The organism is Intestinibacter sp., assembly GCF_022780145.1.
GTDB lineage: Bacteria > Bacillota > Clostridia > Peptostreptococcales > Peptostreptococcaceae > Intestinibacter.
The window spans coordinates 1-13,331 of record NZ_JALEXO010000329.1; the positions used below are offsets into that span (position 1 = coordinate 1).

Sequence of the window (13,331 nt, forward strand, 5' to 3'; positions counted from 1 at the left end):
TATCGAAATAGTATCAAAAACTTGTGCATATACAAACCATACAATATTGGCAGAAGCGCTTGAAAAATGGCCTATGAGATATTTGGAAAAAGCAGTTCCAAATCTTGTAGATATAATAAAAGAATTAGACAATAGAATCAGAGCAAAATACGATGATAAATCTTTATACATAATAGATGAATACCAAAATGTTCATATGGCACATATAGATATTCATTACAGCTTTAGTACAAATGGAGTTGCATCACTTCATACTGAAATATTAAAAAATAATGAATTAAACAATTTCTATAAGATTTATCCTGAGAAATTTAACAATAAAACAAATGGTATAACTTTTAGAAGATGGTTAATGCACTGCAATCACAGTTTGACAAACTTTATAGAAGAGCTAATAGGAGATGGATTTAAGAAGGATGCAACTAAATTAGAAGATTTATCAAAATTTATAGATGACGATAAAGTATTAGAAAAAATATTAGAGATAAAAAAAGAAAACAAAATTGAATTAAAGAAATATCTAAAACATACTCAAGGAATAGATATAAACGAAAACTCTATTTACGATATTCAAGTAAAGAGATTGCATGAATACAAAAGACAACAAATGAATGCTTTATACGTAATATATAAATATCTGCAAATTAAAAAGGGTAATATACCAACAACTCCTATTACAGTAATATTTGGAGCTAAGGCAGCACCAGCTTATACTATAGCGAAGGATATAATTCACCTTATATTATGCTTAGAAGAGCTTATAAACAATGATCCAGAAGTAAATAAATACCTAAAGGTTGTTATGGTAGAAAACTACAATGTTACATTGGCAGAAAAATTAATACCAGCTTGTGATATATCAGAACAAATATCATTAGCTTCTAAAGAAGCCAGTGGAACAGGAAATATGAAGTTTATGCTAAATGGTGCTATTACTTTAGGAACAGAAGATGGAGCTAATGTAGAAATCCATGAAGCTGTTGGAGATGAAAATATATTTATTTTTGGAGAAAGTAGTGAAAATGTAATTAAGCATTATGAAAATGCTGATTATGATTCTTTAGATATATATTCTAAAAATCCAGAAATCAAAAAAGCAGTAGATTTTATAATAGGCGAAGAATTAATGAATATAGGACACAGAGACAATCTTATAAGACTTTTCAAAGAAATTATTAGAAAAGACTGGTTTATGGCATTACTAGATTTTAAAGATTATGTAGAAACTAAGGAAAGAGCATTTAAAGAATACGAAGATAGACATAAATGGTCACAAAAAATGTTGGTAAATATAAGCAAAGCTGGATATTTTTCTTCAGATAGAACTATATCAGAATACAACAAAGATATTTGGAAGCTTTAGTAATTTATAAATGAATAAATACAGGCTAGTAGACTTTTTAAACTTTCTAGTCTGTATTTATTTTTTTGTATAAATATTTATGAATAAAAGGAATTTGTACTTGTAAAATATTTTACAAAAATTAAAAAAAAAACAAAAAATGTATTGTATTTTATGTCAATAGATGTTAATCTTTAATTAAAGTAGAAAAACGTTATCACTTATTGAAAACGTTATCGGTAACGTTTTCGGTAACGTTACTAATAAATTTTATTAAAGAATAAGGGGGATATAAAATGAAAGCTAAAAAATTTATATCAATAGCTTTAGCCGCTGTTTTAACATTAGGAATACTTACAGGTTGTAGTTCTTCTAAAACAAGTGGAAGTTCAGCAAGTTCAGCAAGCTCAGCTGGGTCAGATGAAAAGGGTTCTGTTTATTATTTAAGTTTTAAACCTGAACAAGAAGAACAATGGAAAGAAATCGCAAAAAAATACACTGAAGAAACTGGTGTAGAAGTAAAAGTAGTTACTGCTGCAAGTGGTACTTACGAACAAACTTTAAAATCAGAAATAGCTAAGGACGATGCTCCTACATTATTCCAAATAAATGGTCCTGTAGGATATCAATCTTGGAAAGAATATTGTGCAGATTTAAAAGATACTGAACTTAATAAACATTTATTAAATCCAGACTTAGCAATCACAGATGGTGATGGAGTATATGGAATACCTTATGTTGAAGAAGGTTATGGAATTATATACAACCAAGCAATAATGGATAAATATTTTGCATTAGATGGAGCAAAAGCTAAATCTATGGACGAAATAAATAATTTTGATAAATTAAAAGAAGTTGCAGAAGATATGCAAGCTAAAAAAGATGATTTAGGAATAGATGGTGTATTCGCTTCTACATCATTAACTCCAGGGGAAGATTGGAGATGGCAAACTCACTTAGCTAACCTTCCTATATACTATGAATACAAAGATAAAGATGTAAAAGATTTAGATGAAATAGAATTCACATATGCTGATAACTTTAAAAATATATTTGACTTATATATAAATAACTCAACAGTTGAACCTAAATTATTAGGAAGTAAAACAGTTACAGATTCAATGTCTGAATTTGCTTTAGGTAAATGTGCAATGGTTCAAAATGGTAACTGGGGATGGGGTCAAATAGCAGATGTTGACGGAAATACAGTTAAAGAAGAAGATGTAAAATTCATGCCAATATACACTGGTGTTAAAGGTGAAGAAAAACAAGGTTTATGTATAGGAACAGAAAACTACTTCTGTATAAATAATAAAGCATCAGAAGCTGATCAAAAAGCTACTCAAGACTTTATAGAATGGTTATTTACTTCTGATGAAGGTAAAGATTATGTTACTAATCAATTAGGATTTATAGCTCCATTTGATACATTTAGTGATGATGAATCTCCACAAGATCCATTAGCACAAGAAGTTTTAAAATATATGTCTAATAAAGATTTATACAATGTAGACTGGAACTTCACTACTTTCCCAAGTCAACAATTTAAAGATGACTTCGGTGCAGCTTTACTTGAATACTGCAACGGTAACCAAGATTGGAATCAAGTTAAACAACTAGTTATAGACGAATGGGCAAGTGAAAAAGCATTAACAAAATAATAAAATATAAAAATAAATAAAAAATAGAGATGACTAAAAAAGTTTAATCAATTTGGCAAAAGAAGAGAGCCATAAATAACAGTATGAATACCGTTAATAAATTTAGGATTAAGTTCCAAATTGAGTAAGTAGGTAAATACATTATTTATGGCTTTCTACATTTATACAATAATAGGAGGTGGTAATATGCAAAAGACATTGAAAAAATATTGGCCAGTATTTTTAATACCAACAGTTGTAGCTTTTGCAATTGCATTCGTGATTCCTTTTATAACAGGTCTTTATTTATCATTCTGTGATTTTACAACTGTAACAAATGCGACTTTTGTAGGATTTGAAAATTATAAGAAGGCATTTATGGCAGGTCAAAACTTTATACAAGCTTTTGGTTTTACTACATTATTTACAGTTATTTCAATAGTAACAGTTAATGTAATCGCATTTATATTAGCTTATTTTTTAACTAAGAAAATAAAAGGAACAAATTTCTTCCGTACAGTATTTTTCATGCCTAACTTAATAGGTGGTATAGTTTTAGGTTATACTTGGCAAACAATGATAAATGCTGTTTTGGCTACATACGCAACTACATTAGTTGCAAATCCTAAATATGGATTTATAGGCTTGATATTACTTATGAATTGGCAAATGGTAGGTTATATGATGATAATATACATTGCAGGTCTTCAAAACGTACCTACAGAATTAATAGAAGCATCTAAGATTGACGGTGCTACAAAGTGGCAAACTTTAAGACATGTAACAATTCCAATGGTAATGCCATCAATAACAATATGTCTTTTCTTAACATTATCAAACAGTTTTAAATTATACGATCAAAACTTAGCTTTAACAAATGGTGCACCAATGCATAAAACTGAAATGTTAGCATTAAATATAGTAAATTCATTCTACGGTAGAACTGGATTTGAAGGAGTAGGTCAAGCTAAGGCTGTAATGTTCTTTATAATAGTAGCTTGTATAGCACTTGCTCAATTATATTACACTAGAAATAAGGAGGTAGAGCAATAATGGAAGCTACAGTATCACCAAAAAATGAAAACATAATAAAACCAAAGAAAAACGTAGGTAATATAGTTATCTTCTTAATTCTTTGTGCATTAGTTGTAGTATTTTTAGCACCTATTGCATTTATAGTAGTAAATTCATTTAAAGGAAAATTCTTTATAAGTGATAATCCTTTTGCTTTACCAACTGCACAAACTTTTGTAGGAATAAGCAATTATATTAATGGATTAGAAAGAACAGGATTTTTAAGTGCCATAGGATGGTCATTTTTTATAACAATAGGTTCAGTCGCAGTAATTATATTCTTTACTTCTATGACTGCTTACTATATAACTAGAGTGAAGAGTAAAGTTACAAGTGTTTTATATTATTTATTTGTATTCTCAATGATAGTACCATTCCAAATGGTAATGTTCCCTATGGTTAAGTTAGCTGATACATTACATCTCGCAAACCCTATTGGTATGATAGCATTGTATCTAGGCTTTGGATCTGGTTTATCTATATTTATGTTTGCTGGTTTTATAAAATCAATACCACTAGAAATTGAAGAAGCAGCTATGATAGATGGTTGTAACCCACTACAAACATATTTCCATATAGTTTTACCAATATTAAAACCTACAGCAATAACAGTTGCTATATTAAATGCAATGTGGGTATGGAATGACTACCTATTACCATACTTAGTAATAGGATTATCTACAAAATATAAAACTATTCCAGTTGTAATACAAATGTTAGTAGGATCAAATGGTAACAGAGATATGGGTGCAATGATGGCTATGTTAGTTTTAGCTATTATCCCTATTATAATATTCTACTTATTATGTCAAAAACATATTATAGAAGGTGTAGTTGCAGGAGCTGTTAAAGGATAAAATTATTACAGGAGGTCATCATGAGAAGAAACGGAATTTTATTACCAATAGCTAGTTTACCATCAAAATATGGAATTGGGAGCTTTTCAAAAGAAGCTTACGATTTCGTAGATATATTAGAAGAAGCAGGACAAAAAATATGGCAAATATTACCCTTAGGCCCAACAGGCTATGGTGACTCTCCATATCAATCATTTTCAACTTTTGCGGGTAATCCTTATTTTATAGATTTAGAACAGTTAATAGAAGAAGGATTATTGACAGAAGAGGAATGTGAAAGTTGCGATTGGGGAAATAATATTGAGTATATAGATTACGAAAAAATATATTTATCAAGATTTAAAATATTGAAAAAAGCTTACAATAGAAGTAATATAAATAATAGCCAAAAATTTCTAGATTACTGTGAAAAAAATAAATGGTGGCTAGATGATTATGCTTTATATATGTCTATAAAGGATTCTCTTGGTGGAAAATCATGGTTAGAATGGGACGAAAAGTTAAAATCAAGAGATGAAGAAACTTTATGCAAATATAAAGAAATGTTAAAAGAAGATGTAATATTTTATAAATATATTCAGTACTTATTTTCGATGCAATGGGGAAAATTAAAAGCATATGCAAATGAAAAAGGAATTTCAATAATTGGAGATATACCAATATATGTAGCGTTAGACAGTGCTGATACTTGGTCAAATCAAAAATTATTCCAACTAGATGAACAAAAAAATCCAATTGCAGTTGCAGGATGCCCACCAGATTCATTTTCTGAGGATGGTCAATTATGGGGTAATCCACTATATGATTGGCAATATCATAAAAGCACAGATTATAAGTGGTGGATTAGTAGAATAAAATATTCTTTTGAGTTGTACGATATTGTCAGAATTGATCATTTTAGAGGATTTGATGAATATTTTTCTATACCATATGGAGACAAGACAGCTGTTGGAGGAACTTGGAAAAAAGGACCTGGTATAGAGTTATTTAAATTTTTAAATGCTGAATTAGGAGATGTAGAGATAATCGCTGAGGATTTAGGATTTTTAACTGATACAGTTAAAAAGTTATTAAAGGATACTGGATATCCAGGAATGAAAATATTACAATTTGCCTTTGATTCAAGAGAAGAAAGTGATTATCTACCTCATAATTATGATAGAAATTGTGTTGTTTACACAGGAACACATGACAATAATACTGTTGTTGGATGGTTCGATGAAATAGATGAACATGACAAAAAAATGTGTATTGATTATATAAATGATAGATCAATTGATAATAAATTTATAAATTGGGATATGATTTGTTTAGGAATGAGAAGTGTCGCTGACACTTGTATTATACCAGTACAAGATATATTGGGATTAGGAAAATCAGCTAGAATAAATACACCATCTACATTAGGTGACAATTGGAAGTGGAGAATGACAGAAGGTTGTTTTTCTGAGGAACTGATTAAAAAATTAAGAAGGTTAACAAAGTTATACGGAAGAATATAGATTGAATACTTTATATGATTGATTAGAGAAAATTGAATATGAAAGGAAATATCAAATATGAAGCCAATCACAATTAAAGACATAGCAAAAAAATGTGGTGTCGGTGTTAGTACTGTTTCGAGAGCGATTAATAATCATCCTGATATCAGCGAGGAAACAAAGCGCATGATAATGGAAGTAATAAAAGAAAATAATTTTGTTCCAAATAACAGTGCTAGAAACCTAAAATTAGTACAGACAAAAACTATTGCAGTATTAATAAAAGGTATAGACAACCCATTTTTTCAAAATATGATAAAGGTATTTGAAGAGGAAATACAAAATAGAAAATATACTTTTATATTACAAAGAGTAGATTCTAATCAAGATGAAGTTCAAGTTGCATTACAATTAATAAAAGAAAGAAAACCAAAAGGTATTGTATTTTTAGGAGGATGTTTTTCACATAATGAGGAACTTTTGAAACAAATAACTGTTCCGTTTGTGTTAAGTACAATATCTATGATAGAAGATGTAAATAGGGATTTATATTCATCTGTATCAGTAGATGATATAAATGAGAGTAAAAAAGCAGTTGATTGCTTATGTGATTACGGACATAAGGATATAGCGATTTTAGCAGCGCATCCATGGGATAAAAGTATAAGTGGACTTAGAGTTGAAGGGTATAAAAAATCATTAACTGAGAGAAATATCCCTATAAATGAGAGTTTAATAAGATATACTTTAAAAAATGAAAATGCATTTACTATGAAAAATGGATATGAGCTTATGAAAGAGCTTCTTGAATCAAATGAAAAGTTTAGTGCTGTTTATGCTATTTCTGATAGCATAGCTATTGGTGCTATTAAGGCTATATTAGAATCAGGAAAGAGAATTCCAGAAGATTATTCTGTTATGGGATTTGATGGATTAGATATAACGTATTATTATAATCCTTCTATAACAACTATACGCCAGCCTGTTGAAGATATGGCAGTAGAGACACTGAACATATTATTTGATTTAATTGAAAATAAATCGGCTAATCAACATAAATTATTTGAAGGTGAATTAATGATAAGACAGTCAATTGCTAAATTAAATAAATAATGATTAATTAGATGATTGAGGGGGATTTGTAACATGGCAAGCCTATCATTAGAAAATATATATAAAATATATCCAAATGGATTTGAAGCAGTAAAGGATTTTAACTTAGAAATAGAAGACAAAGATTTTGTTATATTCGTAGGACCATCAGGTTGTGGTAAATCTACAACACTTAGAATGATAGCAGGTCTTGAAGATATAAGTAAAGGAACTTTAAAAATAGACGGTAAGGTTGTTAATAACGTAGAAGCTAAAGATAGAGATATAGCTATGGTATTCCAAAGTTATGCACTTTATCCACATTTAAGTGTATATGATAATATGGCATTTGGATTAAAATTAAAGAAAGTTCCAAAGGAAGAAATAGATAAAAAGGTAAGAGCAGCAGCAAAAATATTAGACCTTGAAAATTTATTAGATCGTAAACCAAAAGCTTTATCAGGAGGTCAAAGACAACGTGTAGCTATGGGTAGAGCAATAGTTCGTGAACCAAAGGTATTCTTAATGGACGAACCTTTATCAAACCTAGATGCTAAATTAAGAGTTCAAATGCGTACAGAAATAGCTAAGCTACATGAAAGACTTGGAGCAACAATGATATATGTAACTCATGACCAAACAGAAGCCATGACTCTTGGAACTAAGGTTGTAGTTATGAAGGATGGAGTTATTCAACAAGTAGATACTCCACAAAATTTATATAATTATCCACAAAATCTATTTGTTGCTGGATTCATAGGATCTCCACAAATGAACTTTATGGATGTTAAAGTTTGTCAAACTGGTGAAAAAGTTACTTTAAAATTAGGAGAATACGAATTTGAAGTATCACAAGAAAGAGCTAAAGCATTAATAGATGGCGGATATGTTGGTAAGGTTGTTAGTATGGGAATAAGACCAGAAAATCTATATGATCCTAAATCATCAAAATGCAACAAAGCTGGTTCTGAAATAAGCGCAAAAGTAAATGTTTGTGAACCACTTGGAGCAGAAACTTATCTATACTTTGATTTAGAAGGATTCCCAATGACTGCTAGAGTTGATGCAGACATTATAGCTAAGCCAGGAGAAACAGCTAAATTTGTAATGGATATGGACAAAGTTCATATTTTTGATAAAGAAACAGGTTTAGTAATAACAAACTAATAATAATAAAATAAAACTGCTATAATTATAAATATAGCAGTTTTATTAATATTTTATGAAAGTGGAAGGTTTTTATGGGTAAAATTTTTGATTATGATAATAAGTTTTTTCAGGCTTTAGAAGGTATAGCTAATATAGTTATTTTAAATTTTTTATTTATAATTTGTTGTATACCTATTGTCACAATAGGTGCGTCGATGACAGCTACATATTCTGTGGCTATGAGCATATTTGATGATAGAGAGCCTTATATATTTAGGGAGTTTTTTAAGAAATTCAAAGAAAATTTTAAACAGAGTACGATAGTTTGGATTATATTATTTTTGGTAGGAGTATTTATATCAGTTGATTTCTATATATGTAGTTTGCTGTCAAATAATATGATATGTACTGTTCTTAAATTTGTACTTACTTTAGTGAGTATAGTACTTGGTTTTGTAATAATTTACGTATTCCCACTTATATCTAAATTTGAGAATAGTGTAAAAAATACTTTGGTAAATGCTATTTTGATTTCAGTTCAAAATTTGCCATATACAATAGTGATGTTGATTATAAGTTTGCTTCCAATAGGTAGTTTGCTTTTATTTCCTAATTATTGGGGACAGATAATATTTTTTAATACAGCTATTTCTTATGGTATGGTGGCATATTTAAACTCTATATTTTTGAATAAAATATTGAATAAGTATATAAATTAAGGACCTTAAAAGGTTCTTTTTTCTTTAAAGGATTGGATAACTTTATTTGAATAATGTCTATACTATATTATAATAAGACTAGTAAAAATAAGAATTGAAAATCTTAATAGATAGTATATAGATGGAGGAATTATATATGAAAGGAAAGTTAATAATTATAGAAGGCTCTGATGGAAGCGGTAAGGCTACACAGACAAAAAAGCTATACGATAGATTAGAGCAAAACAACTACAACATAAAAAAAGTAGAATTTCCAAATTACGATTCAGAATCTTCAGCATTAGTTAAGATGTATTTAAGAGGTGATTTCGGAAAGCACGCTGAAGATGTAGACCCATATGTTTGCTCAACATTTTTTGCGGTAGACAGATATGCATCATTTAAAACAGAATGGGAAGAATTCTACAACAACGGTGGAATAATAATATGTGATAGATATACTACTTCAAATATGATTCACCAAGCATCAAAGATGGAAGTAGAAGAAAGAGATAAATATTTAGAATGGCTAAATGATTTAGAATTTAACCTATATAAAATACCTAAGCCAGACTGTGTGATATTCTTAGATGTTCCAGTTGAAATGAGCCAAAAGCTTATGAAGGACAGAAATAACAAAATAACAGGAGAAAGCGAAAAGGATATACATGAAAGTGATTTTGATTATTTAAAAAAATCATATGAAAATTCGCTTTATATAGCAAAAAAATATGACTGGCAGAGAATAAATTGTATAAAAGATGATAATATGAGAACAATTGATGATATACATGAGGAAATATATAGTATAGTAGAAGCTAAAATTTTAAATAGATAGATTTATCGATTCTCTAAAAAATGGAGGAATAGTATGTATTTTGAAAATATAAAAGGCCAACAATTTGCGAAAAAATACTTGTCAAATAGCTTAAAATCCAACATGATAAGTCATGCATATATGTTTGAGGGACCAAGTGGTGTGGGTAAAAATACTTTAGCGAGAGAATTATCGAGAATTTTACTGGAAATGGAGAATTTATTTAATAGCCCAGATTATATAGAGATAAAGCCAGATGGAAATAGCATAAAAATAGCTCAAATAAGAAAAATGCAAACAGATATATTAGTAAAGCCATATAAATCATATAAAATATATGTATTTGATGAAGCACAAAAAATGACAGTAGAGGCGCAAAATGCATTGCTTAAAACGTTAGAAGAACCACCAAAGTATGCTATAATAATCCTTATAACTAATAATAAGGAGTCATTGCTAGATACGATAAAATCGAGATGTGAGATTATAAAATTTACGCCAATTCCAATCAAGGATATAGCAGATTATTTAGTTAAAACTGGTGTAGATGAGAAGAGAGCATCGTTGCTTGCTAACTTCTCAAGAGGGAGCATGCAAAAGGCGATAGAGCTTTCTGAATCAGAGGATTTTTATATTATGAGAGAGGAAATCCAAAAGTATATTGAAACCTTCTTAAATGGCAATTTAATAGATATAATGGAGGTTCAAAGTAGTATCGAAAAATATAAAGATCAAATAATAAACGTCTTAGATTTAATGATTAATTATTTCAGAGACATAATAATGGTAAAAGAAAATATCGATAATAGCATGATTATAAATTTAGATAAATTAGTATTTATAAAAAATATGAGTAAGAAAATTACTTATTCTCAACTTTCTAAGATTATTGATATAATAGAAGAGACAAAAAATAAGCTTAGAAGTAATTGTAATTTCAATATTAGCATACAAGTTATGACTTTGAATATATATGAGGTGATTAAATGATAAAAATAGTTGGTGTTAGATTTAAAAACGCTGGTAAAATATATTATTTTGATCCAGTAGATTTTGAAATAGAAAAAAATACCGATGTTGTTGTAGAAACAGCTAGAGGGCTTGAATATGGAAAGGTGGTAGTTGGACCTAAGGAAATTGAAGAGGAAAAATTAATTTCACCTTTAAAGCCTATAATAAGAATTGCTACAGATGAAGATAAAGCAATTTACAGAGAAAATAAGGAAAGAGCAAAGGAAACATTCGAAATTTGCCAACAAAAGATAAAAGAACATGATTTGACTATGTTCTTAATTGATTGTGAATATACATTTGATAGAAATAAACTTATATTCTATTTTACAGCAGAAGGAAGAATAGACTTTAGAGAATTAGTGAAGGATTTAGCTGCAATATTTAAAACAAGAATAGAACTTAGACAAATCGGTGTAAGAGATGAAGCTAAATCAATAGGAGGGCTTGGAACTTGCGGAAGACCGCTATGCTGCTCTTCTTGGCTCGGAGATTTCCAACCAGTATCAATCAAGATGGCAAAAGACCAAAGTCTATCTCTAAATCCTACAAAAATATCAGGAATATGTGGCCGTCTATTCTGCTGCTTAAAATACGAACACGATGTATATGTAGAAGCAATAGATAAAATGCCTGTCGTAGGAAGTATAGTTAAAGTAGACAACCAAAAAGGTAAGGTAATAGAAATAAACCCACTATTAGAACAAGTTAGGATTGAATTTAACGACAAAACAATAAAAACTTGCTTGAAGGAAGAAGTAAAGGTTCTTCATGTACCTAAAAAATGCGAAAATGGATGCTGTAACGGTAAGTGCAAGAACGACGATATAGATTCAGAAACAATGAAGGAACTAAAAAAATTAGAGGATTAATAAAAGGAGAATTTATGGAGGTAGCTTTAAAGGAAACAGAGAGAATAGATGATTTACAGCTAAAGGGCTTGAAATTAATACAAGATAAAACAGGATTTTGCTTTGGAATAGATGCAGTTTTATTAGCTAACTTTGCAAAGGTAAAAAAGAACGCAAAGGTAGTTGATTTAGGGACAGGAACAGGAATAATACCTATTTTGATAGCAGGAAAAAGTCAAGCTAGCAAAATTATAGGTGTAGAAATACAAGAAGAAGTATATGAAATGGCAACGAGATCTGTAAAATTAAACGACCTAGAGGACAGAGTTGAAATAATAAATGCAGATATAAAAACTATAGATAAAGAATTAGAGGTACATGGATACCATGTAGCTACATCAAATCCACCGTATATGCATATTGATGGAATCAAAAACCCAAATGACAAAAAGGCTATATCAAGACACGAAATAATGTGCAACCTAGAGGATGTAATAAGAGCTGCATCAAGACTTGTTATGCCTAGAGGTAAGTTTTTTATGATACACAGACCTACTAGATTAGTAGATATTATAGAATTGGGAAGAAAATATAGATTAGAACCAAAGGTCATTCAATTCGTACATCCTAGAGTAGGAAAAGCTCCTAACTTAATGTTAGTTGAGTTCAGCAAGGACGGAAGACCAGAGCTTAAAATTTTAGATCCTCTATATGTATACGGAGATGATGGAAATTACACAGAAGAAATAAGAAAAATATATGCCAATGAAGATATAGGAGAATAATATGAGTGGAAAATTATATATATGTCCAACACCTATAGGTAACTTGGAGGATATAACTTATAGAACTTTGAGGGTGTTAAATGAAGTTGATTTAATAGCGGCAGAGGACACTAGACACAGTATAAAGCTTCTAAATCACTTTGAAATATCAAAGCCTTTAACAAGTTATTTTGAACATAATAAGGATACTAAAGGGGATTATTTAATAAATAAATTACTAGAGGGAGAAAATATAGCCCTAATAAGCGATGCAGGTATGCCTGGAATATCAGACCCTGGTGAGGATTTAATAAAGCAAGCTATAGAACATAATATAGAAATAGACGTATTGCCTGGAGCGACAGCTTTTGCAGTTGCTTTAGTTGGTTCAGGTTTAGATACACATAAATTTGTATTTGAAGGATTTTTAGATAGAGATAAAAAAATCCGCAGAAAAAGACTAGAAGAATTAAAAGAAGAAGAAAGAACTATGATTTTTTACGAATCACCACATAGATTAAAGGACACACTAAAGGATATGCTAAAGATTCTAGG

Annotated in this window: 13 protein-coding genes; all 13 read left to right on the forward strand. The window is 29.5% G+C overall.

Going from position 1 to position 13,331, the window contains the following annotated elements; translation table 11 throughout:
* A partial coding sequence (glgP, locus tag MR593_RS12350; protein WP_290693437.1) for a glycogen/starch/alpha-glucan family phosphorylase occupies positions 1–1,363 on the forward strand: 1,363 nt, incomplete at its 5' end.
* A 275-nt stretch (positions 1,364–1,638) separates the two neighbouring features.
* On the forward strand, positions 1,639–3,003 hold the full coding sequence (locus MR593_RS12355) for an ABC transporter substrate-binding protein (RefSeq protein ID WP_290693440.1): 1,365 nt from the start codon (positions 1,639–1,641) through the stop codon (positions 3,001–3,003).
* 186 nt (positions 3,004–3,189) lie between these two features.
* The gene (locus MR593_RS12360) at positions 3,190–4,035 is read left to right on the forward strand and encodes a carbohydrate ABC transporter permease (RefSeq protein WP_290693443.1); all 846 of its coding nucleotides are present in this window, start codon (positions 3,190–3,192) and stop codon (positions 4,033–4,035) included.
* Positions 4,035–4,913, forward strand: coding sequence for a carbohydrate ABC transporter permease (locus MR593_RS12365; RefSeq protein ID WP_290693446.1), 879 nt, complete (start codon positions 4,035–4,037; stop codon positions 4,911–4,913). The genes MR593_RS12360 and MR593_RS12365 overlap by 1 nt, the downstream gene beginning before the upstream one ends.
* 20 nt (positions 4,914–4,933) lie before the next feature.
* On the forward strand, positions 4,934–6,415 hold the full coding sequence (gene malQ / locus MR593_RS12370) for a 4-alpha-glucanotransferase (RefSeq protein WP_290693449.1): 1,482 nt from the start codon (positions 4,934–4,936) through the stop codon (positions 6,413–6,415).
* 57 nt (positions 6,416–6,472) lie between these two features.
* Complete coding sequence (locus tag MR593_RS12375; RefSeq protein ID WP_290693452.1) at positions 6,473–7,507, forward strand: LacI family DNA-binding transcriptional regulator; 1,035 nt, start codon at positions 6,473–6,475, stop codon at positions 7,505–7,507.
* A gap of 33 nt (positions 7,508–7,540) precedes the next feature.
* Positions 7,541–8,653, forward strand: coding sequence for an ABC transporter ATP-binding protein (locus MR593_RS12380; RefSeq protein WP_290693455.1), 1,113 nt, complete (start codon positions 7,541–7,543; stop codon positions 8,651–8,653).
* A 74-nt stretch (positions 8,654–8,727) separates the two neighbouring features.
* Positions 8,728–9,354: a YesL family protein gene (locus tag MR593_RS12385; protein WP_290693458.1), complete on the forward strand. Its 627-nt coding sequence runs from the start codon at positions 8,728–8,730 to the stop codon at positions 9,352–9,354.
* Between the two features lie 136 nt (positions 9,355–9,490).
* The gene (locus MR593_RS12390; RefSeq protein WP_290693461.1) at positions 9,491–10,171 is read left to right on the forward strand and encodes a dTMP kinase; all 681 of its coding nucleotides are present in this window, start codon (positions 9,491–9,493) and stop codon (positions 10,169–10,171) included.
* 33 nt (positions 10,172–10,204) lie between these two features.
* Complete coding sequence (locus MR593_RS12395; protein WP_290693464.1) at positions 10,205–11,140, forward strand: DNA polymerase III subunit; 936 nt, start codon at positions 10,205–10,207, stop codon at positions 11,138–11,140.
* Entirely contained in the window at positions 11,137–12,033 is an 897-nt protein-coding gene (locus MR593_RS12400; protein WP_290693467.1) for a PSP1 domain-containing protein, read from the forward strand. The genes MR593_RS12395 and MR593_RS12400 overlap by 4 nt, the downstream gene beginning before the upstream one ends.
* 14 nt (positions 12,034–12,047) lie before the next feature.
* Positions 12,048–12,797, forward strand: a complete 750-nt coding sequence (locus tag MR593_RS12405; protein ID WP_290693470.1) for a tRNA1(Val) (adenine(37)-N6)-methyltransferase — start codon at positions 12,048–12,050, stop codon at positions 12,795–12,797.
* Between the two features lies 1 nt (position 12,798).
* On the forward strand, positions 12,799–13,331 hold a 533-nt coding region (rsmI, locus tag MR593_RS12410; protein ID WP_290693473.1), incomplete at its 3' end, for a 16S rRNA (cytidine(1402)-2'-O)-methyltransferase.